Below are 25,349 nucleotides of genomic sequence, written 5' to 3' on the forward strand. Positions count from 1 at the left end.
CTTGGAGCGGGCCCCAAGCTGTTTAAAGCGGTGTTTCGAATTGGCCGGAATTGTTGCGAGTTTCATAACTCACATATGCTAGCCTTGCTGTAGGTCCGGGGAAGACTCCGGTATCCCCGTCTTAACCTAATGCCGCCGCCTTTAGCGAAGACCTCAGTCTCCAGTCCCTTTCGGTCGGTGGGATTAGTCTTTGAAACTCAGGCAGTTTTTCCCGTAGCCCTTCGCGGTAGTCTGTCGGAGACACGCCGTAGTGATCCATGAACGCTCGGGAAAATACCGGGCGAGTAGAGAACCCTGTTTTATAGGCAACATCACCAATATTGCAGTTGGCATCGGCCCTTAACAGGCCCGCGGCTTTTTCCAATCGTATCAACCGAATAAGGCGCTGAGGCGTGTCCATTTGCTGGCAAATCTGGTACAATTTGGAACGTGATATTCCGATCGCTTTGGCAATCATTTCCGGTGTCAGATCACGACGATGAAAGTTCTGATGGATAAAATCTACAACCGTGAAAAGGACGGTTTCATCCCTGATTTCGCGCGTTTCGAGTTCCTGTATCCACTGATGTCTGAACGCGTCTACGGTGAGGCGATAGAGCGTATCAGAAAGCGTTTCGATTTCACGATCAACCGCGTGTTTCAATTCGCTGAACACACCAGAAATTGCAGTTTTGAGTATTCTGGTAACCGGGCTGTCTCGCAAGACCATGTTGTGTAGCTGCGAGATTCCAGGAACCTCTTCTGAAACCTTCTTCCGGTGCAGATTCAACGTGTAAGCCGTCACCCCTTTATGCTGGTAGGAATACGGTCGCTCGGTGTCGAGCGAACGCAGGTTCCCCGTCCCCATAGGCGCCGAACCTTCGGAAAGCGGTGTCGGCAGATCTTCTCCTTTGAGCCGGTAATGCACTCCAATGGCGTTCATCTCCCTGCGCGCCATGCCACGCTCCGATCTGTGGAAGAAGCACGGCGTATTGCACTGGTATCTGTAAATCCAGAGTTTCGGAGTTCTGTTGTATTCGCCATTGAGGCTAAACGGGCGATCAACAGGTCCGGGGCGATCAACTTCATAACCCGCCGAGTCGAACAGTTGCTCACGAAGAAACGCGTATTGCTGCTTTTCGGGCAGCATATTGGTGTCGAATTTGAGGGAGGTTAACGTGTTTTGCTCTACCATCAGTAACCTTAGACAACAGTACCTTTATCACTTTGAGTTCCGCACATACTCAATTCCTCAAGTTTGACACAATAGTGCAGCGACGGAGCAAGTGCTCTGCGGAGCCAACTATGTCGGTATGGCATTCCAGATAACTTCTTAGCTGTTTCTAAACTCGGGCGAATTGCAAGGCGACTCTCCATCGAACACGCCATGGTGATCAGACGATTAGCGCACCGTTTCAACCTATGAGGCCCCAAATCGACCTCCGCGAATGACCTGTCCAGTGACATTGGCTCCAACGCGGTGAAATGTGCGCTGCAACTGCAATGTATGCTGCGTAAGCAGTAGCCGCGCATGCTCAAGTCCGGTTTGTCCGCATTTTTCGAGTTCATGACCCGTGCGGCGAACGGCGATTGCTGCGTCGCAATCTTTCAGACTAAACATGCCAAGCTCTCCTACCGGACCGCCGTTTGCACGTAATCTGGGTTCGAGTCGATGATTGCAGGCTGGTTGCAAATAATGTGGATTCATTCGCAGATAATCCGGGTTTGGGGTGCCGGATAGATACAAATAATTCGGGCCGAAAGTCAGGATGATTGCAGGTCGAGCCGATTGTGTTTGCAGGTTGCTACAATTACGCGGAGCATCATTATGTTTATATTGTCAATTTCTGGGGGCTAGACGGTTCTTTCAACAGACGTCCGAAAAAGAAAACTCTCAGTGAGTTTGGAACCAACAGCGAAAGCGGTATTCACCGTACGAGGTTGGCGACACGCATAGCCACTACTTAGTGCTTGCCAGCAGGTTTGCGTTGCGATTGAACTACTGTAGTTTTCATAAGGTCATACTTTTCATGCCGATCTACGAGTTCGCAAGCGAAGAAATCCGGCCCCTTTCCAGGGCCACGTTTAGTCAGTTGCAGTTGCAGGAGCGGCGTGATCTTCAGCGCCTCATACGAGCGAACATCTCCGTAATCTCGCCTGACACTCTGATCATCGCGGAAGAGTTCGGGGATTGGGACGAGTCGCGGCGACGCATCGACCTTCTCGGCATCGACCGCGATGCGAACCTCGTCGTCATTGAACTCAAACGAACAGAGGATGGTGGCCACATGGATCTTCAGGCCATCCGCTATGCCGCAATGGTCTCAAGCATGACCTTCAATGAGGCCACTGAAGTGTTTGGTAGTTACTTGGCACAGAACGAAAGTGCAGAAAGGGACGCGCAGACCGAACTGCTTGATTTCCTCGGATGGGTCGAGCCTGATGAAGATGCGTTTGCGCAAGACGTCCGGATCGTTTTAGCCTCTGCGGAGTTCGCTCGCGAGGTAACGACAGCGGTCCTCTGGCTTATTGAACGTGAAATTGACATCCGGTGTGTGCGTCTTCAGCCTTACGAACACGATGGGCGAGTTTTCGTGGACGTCCAGCAGATCATCCCGCTTCCGGAGATGGCGGACTATCAGGTTCGGGTTACTGCGAAGAAGCGCAAAGAGCGAGAGGCACGCTCTGACACCCGTGGCAGAACCAACTACGATTTGGTTCTCGGTGGGCAGAAGCGAGTTGGGCTGCCGAAGCGGCACGCCATTTATCAATCGTTTCGCTATCTCGTCGAACAAGGTATCACTCCCGAGAAGGTCGCCGAACAATGCGGTCCGCAAGCCAATCGAGCACTCGTTTCGGTTGATGGCGAAGTGAACGCTGAGGACTTTGAAAGTCTCGTGAAAGATGTGTTGATTGGGGAAGGGCGTAATTTCGACCCGAAACGCTACTTCTGCGATGATGACTTTCTCGTGCATTATGGTGGCCGCACATATGCGTTCCTGAACCAATGGGGCGGGTCGAACTGGAAGCAAGCAATGGTCAATCTAAGCGAAGCATTCCCAGATCAGGAAATTGAGTTCGCTCCATCGGAATAACAAATCCAATAGTTCGCTTCTTCCGATGACTAATTCGCAATTTTCATTCTTTGCAGCAGTTGCGGCGAGCGACCGGTTTTACTTGCAGGGCTGAAACATAACGTTCAACTGCTGCGTGCCCCTTTGTGCCGCACACGCACGTTTGCAAAGTGTGCCTTCTGCGCGAAGCGGCTGTAGGCTAGGTTGGCAGCAGAGGCGGGAACCGCTGCGATAGATGAGGTCTTCGCGCTTCCCGCCTCTGAATGTCCCGTATGGCGTGATGCACGTTCTTAGTGGGATTGGGCGGCAGTGTTATTGGGATTCGCGCGGCAATCTCGTGGGAATACGCATGTGCCAATAGAAAGCGCATTTGGCGGCAACTCGAGGCTTACCAGTCTCCTGTATGAGGCCTTTAACATCCAGTGGTTACGAGACCTGCCATTTGAGGCGAAGGTCGTCGATAGATCTACTTTTGCTAAGTTACAAAACCCCGCCAATTTCATGGCGCCGGTTAGCGCTTTAACCTCTGTCCAAACGGCTCCCTGATACAGCGGGGTTCGGGTGTTGAATGATAAGTTTGCGAAATTCGCCTAGTAAGCACAGTAATTAAACTTACCTTTCAGATCCCGCGTCGCTGATCCAGGTGATAGAGATAGGCGGCAACCACAGCGAGCTACATAGCCTCCAGCGTATGTGCGAGACCGTTTCGGATGTGATCTTCCAACAGCTTCTTAGCGGTGCCCGCATCTCTGGCCAAAGCGGCGTCGAACATACCTTTGTGCTCCTTGACGGCCTCTTCGCCGCGATAGGTCAGCACGAGCATCTGATACCGCAGGTACTTGTCGTAGATGATCGAGTGCAGAGACAGAAGGTTCTTGGAGTTGCAGGCCGCGATCATCGCTTGGTGAAACTCCCAATCATATCGTTTCCAGGTTTCTTTCTCGGACTCGTCGCCCTTGAGAAGCTGCTGTTCCATCAGGTGAAGTTTGTGGTGTGCGGCAACCAAGTTGCCTTCCCAGTCCGTGTCGCCGTTCGCAATGGACAACTCCAACGCGTGGCATTCCAACAATACGCGCAGCTCTGAAATCTCGGTCAGGTCTTCTCGTGAAACTGGCGTGACCAGGAAACCCCGTTGCTCGGGAGCTTCGACAAATCCGTCGCTGGCGAGCCTGTTCAGCGTTTCACGAAGTGTCGAAAGGCTTGCCGAGTAGCGTTCCTTCAAGGCGTCCAGCTTCAGTTTGGAGCCGGGCTGCAGCTCCCCGAAGATGATGTCCCGCTTGATGCGCTGATAGGTGCTTGCACCTATCGTAGACGGCTGTTTCGCCATGCGTTTCACCCGATATTATCAGTTTCTTCGTTCAATTAGCATTTTTCAGAGACATCAGCAATCCAAACTGATGTATGGTAAAAATAAAAATATCATACATTATTGCGGAATCGCGAAAACCCCAATACGGTCATGTTCAAATTGGGCAATGAAGCCCGGTCGCAAACATCGGATCCGGGATTTTCCGGACCCCCCGGAAGGAAGCAAAGTGTCTAAGAACTTTCGCATTGCCATTGTCGGCATTGGCCTTGTTGGACGCCGCCACGCAGACGCTGTTCGAGCGTTGCGTCTGGTTGATCTTGTCGCGGTAGTCGATCCCAGCGACGAAGGCCGTGCGTACGCTGTTGAACACGGGGTCGCATGTTACGAGACCCTCGAAGAAATGTTTGCAAATCAGACGCCGGACGGAGCTGTGCTTGCGACACCGACGACGCTTCATGTCGAACAGGGCCTCACGTGTGTTCGAAACGGTTGTCCCGTTCTCGTTGAAAAACCGATCGCCGTGGAAGCCGTCGCTGCATTGGAGCTTGTTCAGGAAGCGGAGAAGGCCAATGTGCCGCTGATGGTCGGGCATCATCGTCGGTACAATCCTCTGATCAAGTCAGCCAAAGAAGCCATTGTAGATGGCAAGATTGGAGATGTGCGCGCTGTCCATGCGAATTGCTGGTTCTATAAGCCAGACGAATATTTTGATGCTGCGCCCTGGCGAAAGAAACCTGGTGCAGGACCGATCTCGGTCAATCTTGTCCATGATGTGGATCTTCTGCGGTATCTGGCCGGAGAGGTCGTGACCGTTCAAGCGCAGTCGGCTGCATCGCAACGTGGTTATGACAACGAAGATGTTGCTGGTGCGCTGTTGACGTTTGAAAGCGGGGCGATTGGGACCATTAGTGTGTCCGACAGCATCGTCGCTCCGTGGAACTGGGAGATGACGTCTCAGGAATATCCAATCTATCCTTCGACCACTGAGAGTAGCTACATGTTAGGTGGCTCTCATGGTTCGTTGTCCGTTCCCGATCTTCGCCTGTGGAGTTACCAGACAGAGCAAAGGGATTGGTGGACGCCAATCTCATCAACCGCGCTGAAGAAGGGTGCCTCTGACCCCCTGGTCAATCAACTCAGGCACTTTGTTGAAGTTGCTCGGGGCGAAGTAGATCCGATTGTGTCTGGATGGGAAGGTTTTAGAACGCTTCAAGTTATTGAAGCTATTCAGAATTCCTGCAGGACTGGCGAGACTGTCAGGATAAGAAACCTTCAGGAAACGCAACAACAGAGATTACAGGTAACAAAAAATATCTGATATTTTGTAAAAAATCTTGCAAAATGCCCAAAATAGGTCAAAACTCAGAATCGGAAAAATGCATCATGATGTCTCAGGGAGGAGCAAAGTGATTACCAAACTTACCCGCCGGGCTGCTGTATCAGCCCTGGTTGCAACCGGTGTTCTGTTTAGCGCAACAAGTGGTGCGCTGGCGGATGACAAAGTGCAACTTCGCCTCGCAACATCAGGATCGGAGACTGACCAGCGCTCGGTCGCCATGGCCGAGGTTTTCGCGCCCTTGGTCGCTGATTTCGCGAGTTATGAGCCCAGCTATAATGGCACCATCTTCGCACAAGGCACCGAGTTGGACGCCATCAGCCGGGGTAACTTGGAAATGTCGATCACCTCGGCGCAGGAACTGGCACAGTTTTTCCCCGAGTTTTCGATCTTTACCGCAGGCTATGTCCACCAGGACGCCGCGCATCAGGTGGCCGTCTTCAACGATCCCTTGATGGATGCCTTCAAACAGAAAGCTGAAGAAGAACTGGGCGTTAAACTCCTGTCGGTCATGTATCTGGGCCGTCGTCAGGTGAACCTGCGCCAGCCCAAGGATGAGCTGACGGTCACAACTCCGGCCGATCTGGAAGGCGTGAACCTGCGGATGCCGGGCACAGATGCGTGGCAGTTCCTTGGAAAAGCGCTAGGTGCCGCTCCGACACCAATGGCCTTCTCCGAAGTCTATACCGCGCTGTCGACCGGTGCTGTTGACGGGCAGGATAACCCGTTGCCGACCGTCGTCGACGCCAAGTTCTATGAAGTGACCAATCAGATCGTCCTGACATCGCATCTGGTTGACCTGAACTATGTCGCCATCGGCAAAGAGGTTTGGGACGGTCTGACACCGGAACAGCAAGCCAAGGTTCAGGAAGCTGCCGACGCAGCGGCTGAAGCTGGTCGTCAGAAGCAGCTTCAGAAAGAAGAGGACCTTGTCAGCTTCTTGAAAGAGCAGGGCATGGAAGTCTACGAGCCCGACCTCGCGGCGTTCCGCGATCAGGTGCAGTCGATGTATCTGGAAAGCGAGTTCGCCGGATCATGGCCGGACGGTGTTCTGGAGCAGATCAACGCTCTGGGCAACTAAGCTCATCTACACAAGGGAGGGAGAACCACAATGAAAGGCTTCATAAAGGGGTTCTCCCGACTGACCGAAGCGATTGCCGGCGGGATGCTGGCGGCAATCTTCCTGATCTTCCTTCTCCAAATTCTCTTGCGGTACTTCTTCACCCCCGCTGGATGGACGCTTGAGCTCATCGGCATTCTTTGGGTCTGGGTGATCTTCTTCAGCTGCGCATTCATCGTGCGTGAGAGGGATCATGTGAAGTTCGACATCATCTACCTTTCGGTACCGATGCGCGTGCGTCAGGTTTTTGCGATGCTGGCGGCCGCGGCGATTGTGGTCGGGATGCTCTACAGCTTCCTGCCGACGTGGGACTACATTGACTGGATGAAAATCCGCAAAACCTCGACCGTGCGCAATCCATTTTCGGGTGAGAAGATACCGCTGCGCACTGTGTTTTCAATTTATGCGGTGTTCATGCTGGTCGTAGCCGCGCGGTATGGATGGCTGTTCTTTGACATCCTGCGAAATGGCCCACCTAAGACAGAGTTGGAACTGGTCGTTGGGTACAACGTGGTTGACGATCATCCCCGGGTCGACGGGGAAGACGACGAGGAAGCAGACAAATGAGTTTTGAACTTCTTTCCTGCCTGCTCGCGCTCTTTGTTCTGGCAGGCATCGGGACACCTATCGGCTATTCCATCCTTTTGGCCTCATTGGTGTACTTGGGCACGGCCGGATTGGACGTCGCCCTCGCGGGTGAGAAAATCCTGCAAGGCTTCTACAAAAGCACGATCCTGCTTGCCGTGCCTTTGTTCATCGTCGCCGCGAATATCATGAATGCGGGGTCGATCACGGACCGCCTGCTGAACTTCTGCGTCGCTGCCGTCGGGCGTTTCAAGGGCGGCCTCGGGCACGTAAACGTGGTAGCGTCTCTGATCTTTTCGGGTATGTCCGGCTCGGCTGTCGCGGATGCAGCGGGGATCGGCAAGATCATCATTGAGATGATGACTAAGGATGGCCGCTACAGCCGAGGCTACGCAGCCGCAATCACGGCGGCGTCGGCAACGATCGGCCCTATTATTCCGCCCTCAATCCCGATGGTTCTGTATGCGCTCGTCTCAAAGGCGTCTATCGGGTCGCTGTTCCTTGCTGGCATTCTGCCGGGCCTGATCATGGGTATCGTCCTGATGGCGATGAACTATTATCTGGCTGGAAAGCGGAATTTTGCATTGGAAGAGCCTGTACCGCTGCGCGAGTTGCCGGCTAAAACCGCCAACGCGTTTCCGGCACTGCTGATGCCCGCAATCCTGCTCTACGGTATATATGGGGGCGTCACCACTCCGACCGAGGCTGCCGCCGTAGCTGCATTCTACGCCCTGCTACTGGCAGCTCTGTTCTACCGCGCATTGACCTTCCGTGGCCTTTATCAAGTGTTCGTCGACAGCGCGCGCTCTTCCGCAGCCGTTGGGGTGGTCATTGGTGGCGCGTTCATTCTGAACTTCATCGTCATTCAGGAGCAAATTCCTCAGTCGATCTCGGCACTTCTGGAGGGTTCGGATGTCAGACCGATTGTTTTTCTGATCCTGGTTAACCTGCTGATCCTTGCGCTGGGTTGCGTGTTGGACGCAACAACGATCATTCTGGTGATCGTGCCCCTGTTCATTCCAACCTGCGAAGCGCTCGGGATTGATCTGGTGCATTTCGGAGTTCTGGTCGTCGTGAACTCGATGATCGGTCTGATCACGCCTCCCTATGGCATTCTACTCTTTGTGATCAACGCTGTGACGGACATTCCGCTGCGCGAAATCATCTCGGAAATCTGGGCCTTCCTCGCGGTTCTCATCTTCGCCTTGGTGATCATGATGCTGATGCCTGATCTGGTCCTGTGGTTGCCGCGTATGTTTGGATATCAGGGATAATGTGCCTCTCGGTTTCGACAACTTCGATCCCCGGTGATCTGGCCGAAAAACTAAGCGCTATCGCTGACGCGGGATTCGGGGGTGTCGAATTACACGAACCGGACTTGACCGCTTTTGACGGGCCGCCGTCACAAATTCGGAACATTGCTTCAGATCTCGGCCTGAAGATTTGCCTACTGCAACCTTTCCATAACCTTGAAGGCCAGTCTGGCAGCGGACGGGAGCGCGCCTTTGATCGGCTGAAGCGTAAACTCGACCTGATGAGCGAGTTGGGAACGGAATTGCTGCTAATCGGGTCCGCTTTCGAGGTTGATGCCGCTGCGACCGGAGAACAGGTAATCGCAGATCTTGGCGAGGCGGCTGAGATCGCGAAAGAGATGGGGTTGCGTCTGGCCTATATGGGTTTGCCATGGTCGGATCTTATTCACTCGGATCAACAGGCGTTAGGCGTCGTTGAAGCCATCGACAGCCCTCATCTGGGGTTGGCTTTGAACTCATTCTTCTCGCTCGCTGACGGGTCCAAACCCGCCCGCCTTCGGGACATTCCGGGAGAGCGGTTGTTCCATGTGCAACTGTCCGATGCACCCCGGCTTGAGATGGATATACGTCGGCTCAAGCGGCACTTCGGGCTTTTGCCCGGTCTTGGATCGCTGAACCTTGCGGGCTTCGTGCGGGTGTTGTCCCGCGCCGGATATAAGGGGCCTTGGTCCATTGCGCGCGTCAACGAAGCAGCTCCTCAACCCGGTGGCCGAACACTGGCCCGAGACAGCTACAGGTCACTGGTGAACCTCCTGGATGAGGTATCACGAACCGAGCCGGGAACCGAACTCGGCATCCCGGAACTACCGGAACGCGTCTATGCGTCAGGCTTTGAGTTTGTCGAGTTCACAGCCGACGAAACAAGCGGCGCGCAGCTGGCAAACATGCTGTCTGCAATGTGTTTTCGAATGGAGCGAAAGCACGTCACCAAGTCCGTCGAGCTGTGGCGGCAGGGTGCCATAAACATCGTCGTGAACACCGAAAAGGAAGGCTTCGCCCATTCGGCATTTCTGGGCCACGGCCCCTCGGTCTGCGACATGGGGTTGCGCGTCAAGGACGCGGATCAGACGGTTCAGCGCGCGACCGCGCTGGGCGCACCGAATTTCTCACAACCGGTGGGGACTGGGGAGCTAAACATCCCGGCCATCCGAGGTGTTGGTGGCAATGTTGTCCATTTCATAGATGAGAAATCCGATCTGCATCGGGTTTGGGATATCGAGTTCGAGCCAGTCGCTAAGACTAAAGCGACCCAGCCTGCCGGTCTGCGCCGCATCGACCATCTGGCACAGACGATGCGTCACGATGAGATGCAGAGCTGGCTGCTCTACTACATTTCGACTTTTGAGATGGCAAAGTCTCCTATTGTGAACGTTGCCGACCCGTCTGGCGTTGTGCAAAGCCAGGCTATCGAAAGCCCCGAGGGCGAAGTGCGCCTGAACCTGAATGGGGCAATAGGGCGTCGAACACTGGCGGCTTCATTCCTTGAAGACGGTTTTGGGGCCGGTGTTCAGCACATCGCCTTCCAGTCGGACGATATTTTTGAAACGTCGGATCAGTTGCGCAAATCAGGCTTTCCCAGTTTGACGATCCCAGAGAACTACTACGCCGATCTGCAGGCGACCTTCGGATTGGATGATGATCTGATCGCCCAAATGCGCGAGGGCAACATTCTCTACGACCGGGCAGCGGGTGCCGAGTACTTTCAGATCTACAGTCGCCCTATCTTTAACGGCCTTTTCTTTGAAATTGTTGAACGCCGAACTGGTTACGCCGGCTATGGCGCACGTAACGCTGCGTTTCGATTAGCGGCGCAAACGCGACACCACGTGGCGGAAGGAACAACCTAAAATGAAGGCCGCACTAATCGGACAAGGGATTTCTGGCTCCATGACGCCTGAGATGCACGAGGCGGAGGGCCGGGCCCAGGGTATCGATCTGAGCTACGGTAGGATCGACACTGCAAAAGAGCCATTTCGTGGAATGTCGGTCGCTGATTTACTGCATTATTCCGTTGAATTAGGCTGTGCGGCGGTCAACGTGACACACCCCTACAAAGCATCAGTCATTGATCATCTTGATGAGCTTTCCAAGACTGCTGAGGAGCTTCAAGCTGTCAACGCGGTGGTTTTTTGTGACGACCGAATGGTTGGCCACAACACCGATTACATAGGTTTCCACAGTGCCTTCGGAGATTTTTTGGGATCATCGAAGACTGAAACGGTTCTCATGTTTGGTGCTGGTGGCGCGGGCAGTGCAGTCTCTTTGGCTTTGCTTGATTCAGGTGTTCGAGATCTGGAGATCATCGATCCTGACTTCCACCGAGCGCAGGCGCTGGTCAGTCGACTAAAGGTCTTGCGCCCTTATGCAAAGCTTCAGGGTTCCCCCTCGAATTCGTTGGATCGGGTCAAATTTGTGGACGGAGTGGTAAACGCAACACCGCTCGGGATGGATAAGTACCCCGGGTCGGTAATTGATCCATCATTGTTGCGGCCGGGTGCTTGGGTGGCAGATATCGTATATTTCCCGCTCGAGACACACCTTCTGAGCAGCGCCCGCACAACTGGGTTGAAAGTGATGAATGGTGCTGGAATGGCAGTTCATCAGGCTGCAGCGTCTTTTGAAATCTTCACCGGCTGCACCGCCTCAATCAGTCGTCTTCAAAGCGTTTTCGATTCACTTTGTCAGCAGCGCATGCGCGAGTTTAGAGGTGCAACGGTATGACAAACGACGAGCAAGCTATCCGCCAATGGTGGCGTACCTCAATCATCGACATGAAGCCCGGTCAGATCGCTTTTCGTGGCAACGCCATAGAGGACCTGATCGGGAACGTATCTTTCCCGCAGATGATCTGGCTGATGGTGCGGGGCGATCTGCCCAGCGACGCACAAGCGCGCCTGTTCGAGGCTGCTTTGGTCGCAGGCGTGGATCACGGTCCGCAGGCCCCCTCGATTGCGGCTGCGCGTATGGCCGCCACCTGCGGGGTAGGTCTCAATAATGCGATGGCGACTGCGGTGAACATGCTGGGCGACGTGCACGGCGGGGCAGGAGAGCAGTGTGCAGAGCTGTACTATGATATCGCAGTCCACATGGATGCGGGAGCTTCGCTGAATGACGTTGTTCGGGATGGCTTGGACAGCTGGCGCGAGACCTACGGCAAGATCGTATCGGGCTTTGGTCACAGGTTTCACAAGCCCGTCGATCCACGCGCACCACGATTGATGCAACTTGTTCGAGATGCGGCGGCAGAAGGCACAGTTTCTGGCCGGTTTGCCGATATCGGAGAAGCGGTTCAGGCCGAACTGGGTCGTCAACGCGGCAGTCGGCCAATTGCCATGAATATCGACGGCGCGACAGCTGTGATCTTCTGTGAACTTGGCTTTCCTGCGCCCTTGTCGCGGGGGCTGTTTTGCCTGTCCCGCTCGGTTGGAATACTCGCCCACGCTTGGGAACAGATGAACCAGGGGGGGCGGAACAAAGGGCCGATGCCCCCGAATTACTTACCCCTCTACGAAGACAGGAATGATGACGCGTGAGACATCGAAATCCTTCCGGGTCGGCCTTATTGGCTGTGGTCGTATCAGCGATATTTATCTAAAGACACTATCCAAATTTTCGAGCGTCGAAGTCGTGGCTTGTGCAAGCCTTGATCCTTCGGAAAGCCGCGCCAAAGCGGATCAATACGGTGTCGCCAAGGCTTGCACTCCAGATGAAGTGTTTGACGATCCGACGATTGACTGCGTTCTGAATCTGACAATTCCGGCGGCGCATGCGGAAATCAGTTTGCGCGCGTTGGAGGCGGGCAAGCACGTCTATTCCGAGAAGCCGTTGGTTATGAATCGAACGGATGGCAAGGCGATCCTGCACATGGCCTCTGAAAAGGGGCTACTGGTCGGTTGCGCACCCGACACGTTTCTGGGCGGTCGTTGGCAGACCGTTCGGCGCTTGATCAATGAAGGCGCTATCGGGAAACCGACAGGGGTTTTTGCCCATGTCGGTACCCACGGGACGGAACGCCATCATCCCAACCCTGATTTCTACTATAAGGTGGGTGGTGGGCCATTGCTGGACCTTGGGCCGTACTACCTGACCGCCATGATCTGCTGCCTTGGTCCCGTTGACCGGGTTGCCGGAATGGCTCGGCGCACGTTCGACAATAGGATGATCGAAAACGGCCCTCGCAGTGGCGAATGGATAGATGTCGAGGTGGACACGCACTCCCTAAGCCTGCTGCAGTTCCCTTCCGGAGCTATAGGGTCGATGACCATGAGCTTCGACGTCTGGGACAGCGAAACGCCGCGGTTCGAAATCTACGGTGAAAAAGGCACCATCAGCATCCCAGACCCTGACCCGGTACATGGTGCCAACATCTTTCAGGGGGATGTCTGGCTGAAAACGCGGGAGACCTCGCGCTGGTCTCATCAGCCGCGCCCATCCGGTCGCGAAGGCTGGCAGGTGGTCGACAACAAACACGGGTTCAATGAGGACAGCCGTGGTCTCGGCCTTTTGGATCTGGCCCTGGCGGCGCAAGAAGGACGCCAACCCCGTGCAAGTGGAGCGCTCGCCTACCACGTTTTCGAGGTCATGGACGCGATCGAACGGGCACCGAAATTTGGCGCCTATCAGACGATAGAAAGCCGTTGCGCGGCTCCGGAGCCTTTGCCGGTCGATTTTCTTAACGATGAGAGGAAGGAATTGGTTCATGCCGATTGAGACACTCGACTTTGCTCAGCCATTCTTTCGCGTCCAGCACATCACCGATGAAGACAGAATATCTGTCGAGGGTCGCGCCATTGTTCTGAACCTTGGGGGGAGGGACCTCGCGGTCGAGGATCAGGTCGTTGCACCGCTTTCGTCCGTTATCGTGCAAAACAGCACGCTTAACGGCGTGGAACGTGCAGTCATTGTCCACGGATTCGACGCCCATGCCGATGACAACGAGTTGTTTGCATGGGTGAAAGATACATGGCCATCTGCTTTTGATGTTCGCCAAGAGGAGCGTCTGCGTGGTGTCAGCCACTACATGTCGCCAAAGGTCTTCGTGGGTAACGTTGGACTGACCATGTACCACTCGGGCTCGGTGCCGCTGAATGTCGGATTGCACAAAGATCATCCGTTCTGCCCGGTACCGGGGTTTCGCGAAGTGCATACGCAAATCGTAGGCTTTGGCAAAATGCAGCAATGCCGCGAACGGGACGTTGAAACCCTTTACCTCGAAGAATTCATGGCTCCCGGCACGACGCACAAGCCGATGTATGATGCTGAGGGCAACTATCCCTGGCATCAATACGAGACGATTACACCCAGCATCTTCATGGCGGTGGAAATGCTGCCAGAAGGCGTACGCGCCCCGGGCATGGAGGTTCAGAATGGCTGAGAGACTTTTACCCAAAGACCTGAACTTTGACAGCCCTTTCCCCCGGTTGTCTCGCCGTTTGCGGCTGGGTGTTGTTGGCGGAGGACGGATCTCTGTCACGCAAGCAACGGCTGCGCGGATGACCGACCGGTGGGAGGTCACCGCAGGCGCGCTCAGTTCTGACGCTGCGCGCAGCAAGGCGCGTGGGGCCGAGTGGCATCTGCCAGCGGAAAGGTGCTATGCGTCATTCGACGAGATGGCAAAGGCCGAGGCGGCGCGCCTGGATGGCGTGGATGCCGTAATGATCACTACCCCGAACCACGTTCATTTCGAAGCGGCCAAAGCGTTTCTGGAGGCGGGCATTGACGTACTGTGCGACAAGCCGCTGACCAACGATGTCGACGAGGCCGAGGGGCTTGAGGAGATTACCGCGCGCACGGGACACATCTTTGCTGTCGGCTATGCGATGTCGTGTTTTCCAGTAATCCGTCAGGCCAAACAAATCGTGGCGGAAGGCGGCATCGGTAAAATCAACCAAATCCACGTCGAGTTCATGCAAGACTGGATGACGCCCGATGATGTGGCTGATGCGCCCCATGTCAAATGGCGGCTGGATCCAAAGATTTCTGGTCCGACCAGCTGTGTCGGCGATATCGGCACCCATGCCGCGCATCTCGCCAGTTTTGTCTCGGGCCTGCCCTTGACCGACTTACGGGCCGAGTTTCATGTCTGCGGCGCGCCAAAGCCTTTGGAAGACACAGCATTCATGTTCACCCGTTACCAAAATGAAGTCCCCGGAACCTTGATGGCAACACGCCTTGCCCCCGGGAATCGGGGAGGGTTGCGGTTGCGGATATTCGGGAACGAAGGAGGTCTCGAGTGGGACCTGGAGAATTCGGAACAGCTGAAGTTCAATCGGTTCGGTGAGCCGGATCGTATCATCAGCCGAGGTCACGGGCATGGCATCGGCCCCGGCGCAGAACGTCTTGTCCGTACCGCGCGCGGCTTCCCTGAAGGGATTATCGAAGCCTGGGCCAACCTCTATACGGAATTTGCCATGGCCGTAGCCGCGCGTCGGGATGGCGTTACCGTTCCGGATGATTGGCTTACTTATCCCAGTGTCGAACAAGGTGCAGATGGCGTCCGATTCATTGACGCCTCTGTGCGCTCTCACCAGTTTGGAGGGGACTGGGTCACTCTGTAAGGCTCCGCCAACACGAAGGTTAAGCACGCCCGGGTTGTTGCCCGGGCGTTTTCATTTCCTGCTCAGTATTAAAAGTTGATATTTTAAAAAATCTCAGATATTTTTTACAACGTGTGATGAAATTGAGATTCGCAGGCACGTGGAGCTGTCGTTCATGGTGAAACCCGAAGAGGCTGGCGCAAGCCCCTCTCTCTATTCCTTGGCGCATCTGACGCTGATCGGCTGTACGCCGCCCGAGCTGGTCTATATCGCAGCACGGGCCGGTTACGATGCCGTCAGCCCTCGGTTCATTCCGATGCATGTGCCCGGTGAGTTCACCCAATCGCCAATCGACAAGGCGCAGGTGCAGGCTACCAAAACTGCGCTCTCTACAACCGGTTTGAAAGTCCTTGATGTCGAACTGGCGCGCATCACCGAAGATGTCGATCCGCGCAGTTTTGAACCTTCTCTGGAGATCGGTGGGGAACTGGGCGCCAAACGCATGATCATGAGCGCGTGGACCAACACCCGCGATGATCGTGACTTTCTGATCGACGTCTATTCCGAGACCTGCGAACTGGCGGCTCCGTATGGGCTAACAGTGGACCTTGAGTTTCCAAGCTTCTCCCGCTTGCGCACACTGGATGAGGCGCTTGATATCGTGCGTGCCTCCGATCAGCCGAATGGCGGTATTCTGGTCGATACGCTTTATCTGCATCTCAGCCGCGTGGATTTGGGAGAGTTGCTACACGTCCCCTCGGACCTGTTTCACTTCCTGCATATCTCTGATTGCCTGCCCGGCATCGCCGATACGCGTGAGGGCATGATCCAACTGGCCCGCGATGCGCGGCTATATCCCGGTGAGGGATGGATCGATTTCACCGGCATCATCGAACGGATGCCGCCCGTCGACTATTCCATTGAATTGCCCAACCAAAGCCGCGTTGCCGAGTTGGGATATGAAGAACACGCGCGTCGCTGTCTCAGCCACGCCAAGCGAACATTCGGCGAGGCGCGGTCACAGCGTCGTATGCCCGATGCTGCAATTCCAAAACACCAAGAGGATCATCATGGGCAAAGAGCTCACTGAAAACGACCGCAACATGGCGGCCGATATGCTGGCACGCGCCCGCGCTGCCATGGCCGAAATCGAGGATTGGGATCAGGACAGGCTGGACCGCCTGTCTCAGGCAATTGCGTGGTATGCTGGGAACGCGAAGACCTTCACGCGTCTGGCCCAGCAAGGCGTGGACGAAAGCGGTATCGGAGATCGCGAAGGGCGCCCTGCGAAGCGATTCAAGATTCACATGGTGCTGCGTGATGTCTTGCGGACACCATCGACCGGGATCGTCGAAGTAGACGAAGAAAAGGGTCTGGTAAAATATGCCAAGCCTGCCGGTGTGATCGCATCCCTGATTCCGATGACCAATCCAGCGATGACACCACCGGTGACCGGTGTTTCCGCCGCCAACGCCCGGAATGCTGTTATCTTCAGCCCGCATCCGCGAACCGCCCATACCACCTTCGAGATGGTCGAGGTCATGCGAGCGGCCTGCCGTGCCGCCGGTGCCCCCGAGGATCTGTTTCAATCCATTCGCAAACCGTCGATCCCATTGACGCAACATTTGATGGAGATCTGTGATCTGACGCTGGCGACGGGCGGCAAGCCGATGGTAAAAGCGGCCTATAGCTCCGGGCGCCCGGCCTATGGCGTCGGCGCGGGCAATTCTTCCATCGTCATCGATGAGACCGCCGATCTGGACATCGCCGCTCAGAACACACGTATTTCAAAGACGTCTGACTTTGGGTCTGGTTGCTCGGCTGACGGCAACATCATCATCCAGAGTTCAATTTACGACGACATGGTCAAGGCGCTTGAAGCCGAAGGCGGGTACCTGTGCTCGGATGAAGAGAAGGCTATGCTCGAAGCGGCCATGTGGGACGAAAAGGGCAACCGCACCTTCCCGACTATCGCCTGTCCGCCTCAGCAAACGGCCAAGGTCGCCGGTTTCTCGATCCCCGAAGATCGCAAGTTCCTGATGGTCGAAAATCAGGGGCAAATCGGGCCACAGCACAAGTTCTCCAAGGAAAAACTGACCACGCTGATGGCGCTTTATCACTTCGACACGTTCGATGACGCGCTGGAAACGGTCAGTCAGATCTATAACACGGGCGGCAAAGGCCATTCCTGCGGGATTTATAGCCACAATGACGATCATATCGATCGGCTCGCGCGTCTGGCTCCGGTCAGCCGCATGATGGTGCGACAGCCTCAGTCCAAGGCCAATGCGGGTGCCTGGACCAATGGCATGCCCATGACCAGCAGCCTGGGCTGCGGCATCTGGGGCGGCAACATCACCAATGAAAACGTCACCATGAAACACATGATGAACTACACCTGGGTCAGCCGTCCGATCCCCGAGGATCGCCCCTCGGAGCCGGACCTGTTTGGTGAGTTCTACGGACAGGAGGTCGCGTGATGGACGGGGCGAAACTGGAAGGTAAAACCGTTGCCGAACATATCGTTGACTTCCTTGAACGCCGTGAGGTCAAACATGTGTTTGGTCTATGCGGCCATACAAACATCGCGGTTCTGGCCGCGCTGGCGGAAAGTCCCATTGATTTCGTCACGGTGCGGCACGAACAAACAGCCAGCCACGCGGCGGACGCTTATGCCCGCGTGACGGGCAAGGCCTCGGTGGTGTTGTCCCATCTCTCCCCGGGGCTGACCAATTGCGCCACCGGGGTCGCCAACGCCGCACTGGACTGTATCCCGATGGTCGTGATCGCGGGCGATATTCCTACGCACTACTACGGCAAACATCCGCATCAGGAAGTGAACCTGCATGCAGACGCCGCCCAGTGGGAGATCTATCGACCCTTCGTAAAGCGCGCCTGGCGGGTGGACAGGGCAGACCTGATGGCCGAAATTCTGGAAAAGGCGTTTCATCTCGCTGAAAGCGGCCAGCCCGGGCCGGTACTGGTCAATGTCCCCATGGACATCTTTTCCGAGGTGATCCCCTCGGACAGCTTCGACCGTATCCGCGACAACACGCGCGCGCTCAAGAAACCGTCGATTGACGACGAGACAGCGCGAGAGATTGTCGAAGCGTTGGCTAAAGCCGATAACCCAGTTGCTTATGTCGGAGGTGGTATTCTTCTGGCACAGGCCAGCGAGGAGTTGCGAGAATTTGTTGAACATATGGGTCTGCCAGTCGCGCATTCCCTGATGGGTAAAGGCGCGTTGCGAGACGACCATCCGCTTGTGCTGGGAATGACCGGGTTTTGGGGCACCGAATTGGTCAACCAGTCCTGCTTGAACGCGGACTACATCTTTGCCGTGGGCACTCGGTTCAAAGAGGCTGATTGTTCAAGTTGGTACCCTGGCTACACGTTCAACATTCCCGGATCGAAGGTCATTCATATCGACATTGAGCCGCAGGAGATCGGTCGGAACTATCCCACAGAGATTGGGGTCGTTGCTGACGCCAAGCCCGCGTTACGTGTCCTCAACCGGGTTGCCCGCGAGATGTATCCGGACGGCTTCAATCGCCCCGCGCTGGAACAGCAGATCACGGATTTCCGGACAGAATTCAAAGCGCGCAACGTGGAAATGGCGACCTCGTCGGCCTTTCCGATGATGCCTGAGCGTATTCTGGCAGATACCCGCAAGGCACTGCCTGAGGATGCCATCATCACCACGGACGTTGGGTGGAACAAGAACGGTGTCGGACAGCAATTCGATATCCTGACCCCCGGCTCAATACTGACCCCGGGCGGGTTCGCTACGATGGGTTTTGGCCCGCCGGGAGCGATCGGCGCAAAACTGGCAGCGCCAGATCGCGTGGTGATCAGTCTGGTTGGCGATGGCGGTTTCGGACAGAACCCGTCAATGCTGGCAACGGCCGTCGAACTTGATCTGGGCATCATCTGGCTGGTTATGAACAACAACGCCTTCGGAACTATCGCAGGTCTGCAAAAGGCGCATTATGGTCTGACATACGGGACTACGTTCCCTGGATCAGCTGCAGCTCCCGCAAACGGACCGGGTTATGCAGACATCGCACGAGCCTACGGTGCGGAAGGGCACAGGCTCAGTGCTGCTGATGAATTGTTGCCGGCATTGGAAGCGGCAATCGCCAGCGGCAAACCAACTGTCCTTGACGTCCCGATGATCAACAATCCGACGCCAACTACCGGGCATTGGAACATCCTCGACATCTATTCGCCAGACAGGGATGTTTCGCACGTCGCAACCTGACGTAGTTTAGAATTTGGGCGTACGTCTACGCATAAGGCACTTGCCTATGTCTGCGAAACAGAACGGCAAGTGCCGCTATGCTCAGGTTCAATATCATGGGCGAACTTTGCGTCGTAGAAGAAATGATCTCTTCAACTGAAACATAACCGGCATCGGAAAAAGCTTGTAAGTGTTTTGGGTCAGAAATGCTTGACGTTTGGGTCAGAATTGAATGACGGAATTTACCGATTTGCTGAGGTTTTGGGTGTCAATTGTGTCAAATATCAGTGACGTTCCACATCCTGTCGAACGTCACACGAACCTGACCCAACCGTCATAGTGCGACCAGGACAGGGTAGACGATCAACATCAGATGGCGCACCAAGCCGCACACTCCTTTTGCAATGAAATTGGCATCGAGCTGCAGATCCACGACGACGCACTGCAGGAAATGTCGGCAAAGAGCTAGCGTGGAATTTGCCCCTGTAAGTAAGTCGTCACTTGCGGCCCATATCTGCAGTTCGCGGAATGCAGGAGATTGAGGGCTCGCTGAGCTCAAAAGGCCACCAAGCAGACCTTCGCTGCCTTTGCAGCACTGGGCCCCAGCGACGGCGGCAATGCACAGTGAAGCGGACCTTAAATCAAAGATGCAGTGTTTTGGAGCCGTGATCAGCGGCTCTGCGGACTAAGCTGCCGTTCGCCCCAGTTTCAAGCGTTTGTCACATCACGTAGCGGCAATGCATAGATCTGCAATAGGTCTCATGGCCGTTCTCAGAAGCCAGAAATGCACCTTTTTTGCTCCCACCACGGGATCACGCTGTTAGAAATTTTGTAGCCTTTGTGCGCAGGCTTCTCCCACAAAGCGGGAGAAGCGGTTTAGCTTGTCAGAAGTCGAGATGTCGAGGCGCTACTCTAAGCATCGAGCTTGTTTCCACGTAGCTTACTGAAATCCACCACTTGTTTCACGATGCTGCCTGAATTTTTTCGACTGCTTCGTCGGTGGTCCAGAGACCGTTAGCAACATAACGGAAATTGATTAATGCTGCCAGATACCCGTCCCCTTCCGGGAGCTTCGCTGCCGCGGTGGCATCGCGAACTACAGCCACTTGATAACCCTGCTCCAATAACTCGTATAGATGAGCCTGCAGGCACAGGTTGGCTGACATCCCCGCCAAGATGACTTTCGAAACACCATGTTTACGCAATTGTAAACTTAGGTCGTTGTTTTCGGGGCCGTAGACTTTGTGCGGGCTGGCGACGATGGTCTCCCCGTCTAGAATGTACTCTTTGTACTGAGGCATGAAGTCAGCGCCAGAGCCGTCAAAGCCGTCAAGTGTCAACGGTCCTTTCCGATCGAACATTCCGATCTTGTGCATGAGTTTTTCGAGCGGGCCACCGAAGGTCCAGCCATGATCAGATGGGTAATAGTAATGAGGCGAAATGGCGACCGTCATTCCTCGCGCCTTTGCCGCTTCAAACAGGCGGCCAATGTTTTCAACGGTGTTGTGTTCCTGAACAGACGCTCCAACAACTCCCCAGGTGACGCCATCTTCACTCAGAAAGTCCACCTGCGGGTCAGTTACGACCAACGCTGTATCGGACAATCCGACTTCCACATCAGTCGGCGGCAGTGCTGGTTCACTTGGATCAGAATAAGAACTGTCTGGATCTGAAGCCGCAAGTGCTTTTCCGGAAAGCAAAGCACCACCGGCGGCCAGGGCGACAGTGCTGGTCAATAGCTCACGACGGCCGATTTCGGTTTGATTGTCGCAATTTGGGTCGGTGCACATGACACTTTCTCCTTGAATGGACCAAAACTGCGAACATAATAAGAAAAAGACCGTGCCTTATCGTCTGAAAGGCGTCTTCTGGAACTGAGGGGGGCGGTCAGACATGTCCATCGAACGCGTTCTGGAGACCCTGGAAATCAATATGAGTCCCTTCGCCCTATGCGAATTGCGTGGGGATTGTCGCGTGGACTTTGGCGTTCGGCCTTTTGCTATTCTGCATTATGTACTGGATGGGTCGGCAACAGTTAACATTGGGAATAATGTTGACGTTCAGTTGACCCCAGGAACAGTGTTGCTGGCACCGGCCTATTTAACCTACGCCTTTCATGTGTGTGGTGCTGGTGGTGGTGTCCGTCCACGCACCTTGCCGCCAATCGATGGAATGACAAACATTGTGGTCGGCGATAGTTCGGTGGGATCTCCTTTGTTTGCTATATGCGGACGCCTCGAAATCGCGTACCGGGGCAGTTGTGGGGCATTGAACCTTCTTCGCCATCCGATTGTCGAACACTTGTCACCGACAGACCGCGTGAGGATGGCGCTGGATCAATTCGTCTATGAGGTTAGTCATCCGGACATAGGGACTCGGGCATTGGCGAAATCCCTTCTAGAACAATGCGTAATTCGACTATTTCGGCGGCGGCACATTGCTGGAGACCCGTCGTTGTGGTGGGTTGATGGTGCAACGGATGAAAAGCTCTGGCCTGCGATGGAGGCTATGCTCGAATATCCGGAATATGCCCATAATCTCGAAAACCTCGCTGAAAAATGCGCTTTGAGCCGATCAGTTTTTGCTTCGCGATTTGGCAAGGCGTACAAGATTGGCGCCATAGAAGTACTTCGAAAAATTCGCCTGCGCAGGGCCGCCGAACTGTTAACCCGATGCGATCTACCCATAAAACGGATTTCGTCAATGGCGGGATACAGAAGCCGAACCTACTTTTCGCGGGCATTTAAAGAAGAGTTTGGTATTTCGCCGAGCGAATTCAAAAAAGTTGCGGCAGAATAAAGCTTTGCTGCTAAGTGTCGTTAGCAGCATTAGGCATTTGCAGCATCTAAATTCGACAATAATGTCCGCTCGGGGCTCAGAGTGGTCATCTGACGACTTCTATCGGGAATAAGGCGGATCAGTGATGCCCAGCGTCCGGTGTGCGGACAATGCTGCCGTTCGGCTAGGTTCACAATTTTGGGAAATGAAGACGCATTTCTTTTCTGCGTCTTGGATCGGGCGATTGAAAGTTACCGCTTAATTTCTTCTGCAAAGGTAAACCGATAGGAAGAACAGCCGAAAATAATGTATTTTGTCGGAAAGCCAAATTGCTGTGGTGAGGAACGCCATGACCTCTGAGAACGCGCTAATGTATCTGTCTGACAAGGACCTCGGGGGTTTGGGCATCCAACCTTCTGAAGTTGCCGATGCCATCGAGTTCGCTCTAATAGACAAAGTAGAAGGAAAGCTTCACACTTCTCCCAAGACAGTCATCTTGCCCGGAGACGGGCGCTACGCAATGTCTACCTTAGCAATGGGAGATGATGGCTTCATCGTGACCAAGCAGGTCACAGTGTGTCCAGAAAATCCGGCGAGGGGTTTTCCCGCGATCAACGGTGCAATCATGGTTATGGATGCGCAAACCGGACTACTTCGCGCGGTCTTGGGAGCGAATTGGATTACGGCAGTCAGAACTGCTGCTCTGTCAGTGGTGGCAGCGCGTAGGCTTGCTGACCCTCATGCCGAGACTGTGGCCTTTGTGGGCGCGGGTGTGCAAGCTCACTCCCATCTTGCTGCGTTTTCAGAACTATTTCCTTTGAAACGAATCCGCGTATTCGGGCGAGGTAAGGAGAATGCCGACAAGCTTTGCCGTTATGCTCAAGGCCTGGGGCTGGAAGCTGAATCGTGCACCAATGCTAAAGACGCTTTGTGTGATGCCGATCTGATAGTGACATCAATAACTTTGGACTACTCTATCGAACCATTCTTGGATGGCCGATGGCTGAAACCTTCCGCCTTCGCGGCGATAACAGATGTCTGCATTCCATGGATGCCAGCAGGCATGGCTGCTTTCGAAACGGTAATAGTCGACGACCGACTACAGGAATTGGAAAGCGACAAGCCGATGTTGCCATACGAGCAAATTGCTGGCGATTTGGCGGAATTGGTCACTGGGAAAGTCGACATCCAGGCATGCAATAAACCGGCGGCATTTGCTTTCAGAGGGATTTCGTTGGGGGACTATGCTGCTTCGGTTCTCGCGGTGCGCCGGGCCACCGACATGCCCGCGAAGTGAGACCAAAGACATAACATGCACTTTGGAATTAGAAGTCGAAATGGTTGCTTTGGGCTCTTACCTCCAATCGATGCCCACCGCAGAGAACGTCCGCAGTGAGCCCAAAGGGAACTAGCTTGCGAGCGTGTAAACACCACTTAAACGGGTTAGAAGCGCCCTTGCGAGTTTTTGCGGCGCACACGATAGCGTCGAGACATTCGATGACCCGGCGCCAAAATCGACCGCAGCTTTGTCCGCTTCAGGGTTGTCTTTATCGGCGGCAGCCGAATTGGTGTCTTAGGCAAAGGTTTACCGAAGATGTCGATTTTGGAATATTGGGCGAACGGCACTTGCCGCTTGCCCTCCAAGATCAGACCTAATGCATGATCCGGCGTTGTTAGCTGTAGACCTCGGTGTCGGGAAACCAATGAGCCCAGATCATCCAGAACACGCCGTTGTGTAGGGGGATCTGCTCAAGCGTTCCCTCTGGTGTGTTTCCGCGCCGATCAATCTCTGAAACATTGATCACCTTGCCGTCTAATGTGCGGTCAAACAACGCGACAATGTCGTGCTCCTGATCGTATACCAGCACCATAGGTTGGCCTGCGAACTCAAATTCATAAACGGGGTTCTTCTCCACGAAACTCCTGGCAATGGCAGCCTGCTTGTCGCCCAGTTTCAGACCCCACACCTGTTCCTTGTTGGGCAGGCGGGTATCCTTGAGATCTAGCGTCGGAAAGATCGCACCGTGATCTTCGCTGAACTGTTTCTCTATAGGGACTTGAAAAATGGCCGTCAGAAAGGCGTCCAGCGGTCGATTGAAATGGTAGGAAAATACCTCCGCGTCGGGATAGAGCTGCTTGAAACTCCCCCATGTCATCATGTCGTTTGGGTAGGTTTTCAACTGTTGACCCGAAAATTGGGTCTCAGCTGTGATCTGCTGGATCAACTCACCGGAATTTCGTTCAACCATAACCAGGTTGTTATGAACCTGGATCAAAACTCCTAAGTCGGTCTCACCGCCCGTCCCGATGTCCTGGCCGATCACGACCGGCAAGTTGCTCAGCGCGCAGAAGGTCATGACAACTTTCTCTCCGCCGAAATCGGCCCCGGCGATGTGTGGAATCCACATATGGTCTTGTGGATAAGCACGAACCTCGTCGTTCAGATCGATTACATAGACGATCTCGTCGTCATCAAGACCTTTGTCAGCCTCGGCGACTGAAACGTAGTTCGCGTCATACTGATAGGTTGGAAACAACGCGACTAGCAAGAAATTTGCGGCAATGATGCAGACGAACACGCCGGCCGACGCCAGCACCATCCACCGGGTTCGCACGAAATCGTGTCGAAGGTTCAAGACCCACATTGACGCAAGCAGGGCGAGGAGCACGACAATAGCCAGCCATTTGTTGGCGTGGTATGCAAAGATCCAGGCTTTTGGAAGGTTGAGGCTCTGCCCCGGCTCGGTCATCAGAACCGCGGAAAAGACGGCCAATATTGCAGTGACCAGAGAAAGAACAAGAAAGCCGGTTTTGACTTTTGTCCAAGGTTTCGCAGGATCAGATTGCATTTTGTCTCCTCCTACCTGATATCGCCTCTAGGCGCCGTAAAAGTGACTATGTCTTTGCATTATATCATATAGTTAGGCCCTTTCGCAACGCTGCCACAAGAAGCCACATAATAACTCATGCGCGAGTTCTGAGATCAATGTCCTGCTATTGTCCGCCGACTCGCGCAGCCGCGGTAGTTCAATTCCGGTAATTTAAGCCACAGCGCGATGTGGCCAGCGAGTATTCGTTG

The 25,349-nt window shown here is 54.6% G+C and carries 21 protein-coding genes; 16 read left to right on the forward strand and 5 right to left on the reverse strand.

Annotated features, from left to right (window positions below; all coding sequences use genetic code 11):
- Positions 1–121: 121 nt before the first annotated feature.
- Entirely contained in the window at positions 122–1,174 is a 1,053-nt protein-coding gene (locus ABLN94_RS22220) for a helix-turn-helix transcriptional regulator (protein WP_352996540.1), read from the reverse strand.
- A gap of 225 nt (positions 1,175–1,399) precedes the next feature.
- Positions 1,400–1,600, reverse strand: a complete 201-nt coding sequence (locus ABLN94_RS22225; RefSeq protein WP_352996541.1) for a hypothetical protein — start codon at positions 1,598–1,600, stop codon at positions 1,400–1,402.
- Positions 1,601–2,009: 409 nt separating this feature from the next.
- Between ABLN94_RS22225 and ABLN94_RS22230 the strand changes: the two genes are divergently transcribed.
- Entirely contained in the window at positions 2,010–3,074 is a 1,065-nt protein-coding gene (locus tag ABLN94_RS22230) for a hypothetical protein (RefSeq protein ID WP_352996542.1), read from the forward strand.
- Between the two features lie 652 nt (positions 3,075–3,726).
- On the opposite strand, the gene ABLN94_RS22235 is transcribed toward ABLN94_RS22230, so the two are convergent.
- Positions 3,727–4,380 carry a GntR family transcriptional regulator gene (locus tag ABLN94_RS22235; protein WP_352996544.1) on the reverse strand — a complete coding sequence of 218 codons (654 nt, stop codon included), beginning with the start codon at positions 4,378–4,380 and terminating at the stop codon, positions 3,727–3,729.
- On the opposite strand from ABLN94_RS22235, the gene ABLN94_RS22240 reads away from it, so the two are divergent.
- The 13 genes from ABLN94_RS22240 to ABLN94_RS22300 all read left to right on the forward strand — a co-directional run bounded on the left by ABLN94_RS22240 (position 4,379) and on the right by ABLN94_RS22300 (position 19,513).
- Positions 4,379–5,680 (forward strand): Gfo/Idh/MocA family protein, encoded by a 1,302-nt coding sequence (locus tag ABLN94_RS22240; protein ID WP_352996546.1) that lies wholly within the window; start codon positions 4,379–4,381, stop codon positions 5,678–5,680. The genes ABLN94_RS22235 and ABLN94_RS22240 overlap by 2 nt on opposite strands.
- Before the next feature lie 88 nt (positions 5,681–5,768).
- Positions 5,769–6,779, forward strand: coding sequence for a TRAP transporter substrate-binding protein DctP (gene dctP, locus ABLN94_RS22245; RefSeq protein ID WP_352996547.1), 1,011 nt, complete (start codon positions 5,769–5,771; stop codon positions 6,777–6,779).
- Positions 6,780–6,809: 30 nt separating this feature from the next.
- On the forward strand, positions 6,810–7,385 hold the full coding sequence (locus ABLN94_RS22250; protein ID WP_170328648.1) for a TRAP transporter small permease: 576 nt from the start codon (positions 6,810–6,812) through the stop codon (positions 7,383–7,385).
- Positions 7,382–8,677 carry a TRAP transporter large permease gene (locus tag ABLN94_RS22255; RefSeq protein WP_352996549.1) on the forward strand — a complete coding sequence of 432 codons (1,296 nt, stop codon included), beginning with the start codon at positions 7,382–7,384 and terminating at the stop codon, positions 8,675–8,677. Before ABLN94_RS22250 ends, ABLN94_RS22255 begins: the two co-directional genes overlap by 4 nt.
- Positions 8,677–10,563, forward strand: a complete 1,887-nt coding sequence (locus tag ABLN94_RS22260) for a bifunctional sugar phosphate isomerase/epimerase/4-hydroxyphenylpyruvate dioxygenase family protein (RefSeq protein WP_352996551.1) — start codon at positions 8,677–8,679, stop codon at positions 10,561–10,563. The genes ABLN94_RS22255 and ABLN94_RS22260 overlap by 1 nt, the downstream gene beginning before the upstream one ends.
- A 1-nt stretch (position 10,564) precedes the next feature.
- Positions 10,565–11,437, forward strand: coding sequence for a shikimate dehydrogenase (locus ABLN94_RS22265; protein WP_352996553.1), 873 nt, complete (start codon positions 10,565–10,567; stop codon positions 11,435–11,437).
- A complete protein-coding gene (locus ABLN94_RS22270) occupies positions 11,434–12,249 on the forward strand; it encodes a citryl-CoA lyase (protein ID WP_352996555.1) in 816 nt (271 codons plus the stop codon). Before ABLN94_RS22265 ends, ABLN94_RS22270 begins: the two co-directional genes overlap by 4 nt.
- Positions 12,236–13,426, forward strand: coding sequence for a Gfo/Idh/MocA family protein (locus tag ABLN94_RS22275; RefSeq protein ID WP_352996557.1), 1,191 nt, complete (start codon positions 12,236–12,238; stop codon positions 13,424–13,426). The genes ABLN94_RS22270 and ABLN94_RS22275 overlap by 14 nt, the downstream gene beginning before the upstream one ends.
- A complete protein-coding gene (locus ABLN94_RS22280; protein WP_352996559.1) occupies positions 13,416–14,090 on the forward strand; it encodes a hypothetical protein in 675 nt (224 codons plus the stop codon). Before ABLN94_RS22275 ends, ABLN94_RS22280 begins: the two co-directional genes overlap by 11 nt.
- Complete coding sequence (locus ABLN94_RS22285) at positions 14,083–15,273, forward strand: Gfo/Idh/MocA family protein (RefSeq protein ID WP_352996561.1); 1,191 nt, start codon at positions 14,083–14,085, stop codon at positions 15,271–15,273. Before ABLN94_RS22280 ends, ABLN94_RS22285 begins: the two co-directional genes overlap by 8 nt.
- 154 nt (positions 15,274–15,427) lie before the next feature.
- The gene (locus ABLN94_RS22290) at positions 15,428–16,342 is read left to right on the forward strand and encodes a sugar phosphate isomerase/epimerase family protein (RefSeq protein ID WP_352996563.1); all 915 of its coding nucleotides are present in this window, start codon (positions 15,428–15,430) and stop codon (positions 16,340–16,342) included.
- On the forward strand, positions 16,323–17,732 hold the full coding sequence (locus tag ABLN94_RS22295) for an aldehyde dehydrogenase family protein (protein ID WP_352996565.1): 1,410 nt from the start codon (positions 16,323–16,325) through the stop codon (positions 17,730–17,732). Before ABLN94_RS22290 ends, ABLN94_RS22295 begins: the two co-directional genes overlap by 20 nt.
- Positions 17,732–19,513: a thiamine pyrophosphate-binding protein gene (locus ABLN94_RS22300; RefSeq protein ID WP_352996567.1), complete on the forward strand. Its 1,782-nt coding sequence runs from the start codon at positions 17,732–17,734 to the stop codon at positions 19,511–19,513. The genes ABLN94_RS22295 and ABLN94_RS22300 overlap by 1 nt, the downstream gene beginning before the upstream one ends.
- Positions 19,514–20,454: 941 nt before the next feature.
- Here ABLN94_RS22300 and ABLN94_RS22305 read toward each other — a convergent pair.
- On the reverse strand, positions 20,455–21,282 hold the full coding sequence (locus tag ABLN94_RS22305; protein ID WP_352996569.1) for a cysteine hydrolase: 828 nt from the start codon (positions 21,280–21,282) through the stop codon (positions 20,455–20,457).
- A 103-nt stretch (positions 21,283–21,385) separates the two neighbouring features.
- On the opposite strand from ABLN94_RS22305, the gene ABLN94_RS22310 reads away from it, so the two are divergent.
- Together ABLN94_RS22310 and ABLN94_RS22315 are read left to right on the forward strand one after the other, a co-directional pair.
- The gene (locus ABLN94_RS22310) at positions 21,386–22,291 is read left to right on the forward strand and encodes an AraC family transcriptional regulator (RefSeq protein WP_352996571.1); all 906 of its coding nucleotides are present in this window, start codon (positions 21,386–21,388) and stop codon (positions 22,289–22,291) included.
- Positions 22,292–22,619: 328 nt separating this feature from the next.
- Positions 22,620–23,567 (forward strand): ornithine cyclodeaminase family protein, encoded by a 948-nt coding sequence (locus tag ABLN94_RS22315; RefSeq protein WP_352996573.1) that lies wholly within the window; start codon positions 22,620–22,622, stop codon positions 23,565–23,567.
- A 376-nt stretch (positions 23,568–23,943) separates the two neighbouring features.
- On the opposite strand, the gene ABLN94_RS22320 is transcribed toward ABLN94_RS22315, so the two are convergent.
- Positions 23,944–25,119 (reverse strand): DUF3179 domain-containing (seleno)protein, encoded by a 1,176-nt coding sequence (locus ABLN94_RS22320; RefSeq protein ID WP_352996575.1) that lies wholly within the window; start codon positions 25,117–25,119, stop codon positions 23,944–23,946.
- Positions 25,120–25,349 lie beyond the last annotated feature (230 nt).

Source organism: Ruegeria sp. SCP11 (genome assembly GCF_040329455.1).
GTDB classification, from domain to species: domain Bacteria; phylum Pseudomonadota; class Alphaproteobacteria; order Rhodobacterales; family Rhodobacteraceae; genus Ruegeria; species Ruegeria atlantica_E.

Coding starts and splice junctions, on each gene's coding strand:
- ABLN94_RS22220 (WP_352996540.1), bottom strand. CDS start 1,174: ATGGTAGAGCAAAACACGTTAACCTCCCTCAAATTCGACACCAATATG.
- ABLN94_RS22225 (WP_352996541.1), bottom strand. CDS start 1,600: ATGTTTAGTCTGAAAGATTGCGACGCAGCAATCGCCGTTCGCCGCACG.
- ABLN94_RS22230 (WP_352996542.1), top strand. CDS start 2,010: ATGCCGATCTACGAGTTCGCAAGCGAAGAAATCCGGCCCCTTTCCAGG.
- ABLN94_RS22240 (WP_352996546.1), top strand. CDS start 4,379: ATGCGTTTCACCCGATATTATCAGTTTCTTCGTTCAATTAGCATTTTT.
- ABLN94_RS22235 (WP_352996544.1), bottom strand. CDS start 4,380: ATGGCGAAACAGCCGTCTACGATAGGTGCAAGCACCTATCAGCGCATC.
- ABLN94_RS22250 (WP_170328648.1), top strand. CDS start 6,810: ATGAAAGGCTTCATAAAGGGGTTCTCCCGACTGACCGAAGCGATTGCC.
- ABLN94_RS22255 (WP_352996549.1), top strand. CDS start 7,382: ATGAGTTTTGAACTTCTTTCCTGCCTGCTCGCGCTCTTTGTTCTGGCA.
- ABLN94_RS22260 (WP_352996551.1), top strand. CDS start 8,677: ATGTGCCTCTCGGTTTCGACAACTTCGATCCCCGGTGATCTGGCCGAA.
- ABLN94_RS22265 (WP_352996553.1), top strand. CDS start 10,565: ATGAAGGCCGCACTAATCGGACAAGGGATTTCTGGCTCCATGACGCCT.
- ABLN94_RS22270 (WP_352996555.1), top strand. CDS start 11,434: ATGACAAACGACGAGCAAGCTATCCGCCAATGGTGGCGTACCTCAATC.
- ABLN94_RS22275 (WP_352996557.1), top strand. CDS start 12,236: ATGATGACGCGTGAGACATCGAAATCCTTCCGGGTCGGCCTTATTGGC.
- ABLN94_RS22280 (WP_352996559.1), top strand. CDS start 13,416: ATGCCGATTGAGACACTCGACTTTGCTCAGCCATTCTTTCGCGTCCAG.
- ABLN94_RS22285 (WP_352996561.1), top strand. CDS start 14,083: ATGGCTGAGAGACTTTTACCCAAAGACCTGAACTTTGACAGCCCTTTC.
- ABLN94_RS22290 (WP_352996563.1), top strand. CDS start 15,428: ATGGTGAAACCCGAAGAGGCTGGCGCAAGCCCCTCTCTCTATTCCTTG.
- ABLN94_RS22295 (WP_352996565.1), top strand. CDS start 16,323: ATGGGCAAAGAGCTCACTGAAAACGACCGCAACATGGCGGCCGATATG.
- ABLN94_RS22300 (WP_352996567.1), top strand. CDS start 17,732: ATGGACGGGGCGAAACTGGAAGGTAAAACCGTTGCCGAACATATCGTT.
- ABLN94_RS22305 (WP_352996569.1), bottom strand. CDS start 21,282: ATGTGCACCGACCCAAATTGCGACAATCAAACCGAAATCGGCCGTCGT.
- ABLN94_RS22310 (WP_352996571.1), top strand. CDS start 21,386: ATGTCCATCGAACGCGTTCTGGAGACCCTGGAAATCAATATGAGTCCC.
- ABLN94_RS22315 (WP_352996573.1), top strand. CDS start 22,620: ATGACCTCTGAGAACGCGCTAATGTATCTGTCTGACAAGGACCTCGGG.
- ABLN94_RS22320 (WP_352996575.1), bottom strand. CDS start 25,119: ATGCAATCTGATCCTGCGAAACCTTGGACAAAAGTCAAAACCGGCTTT.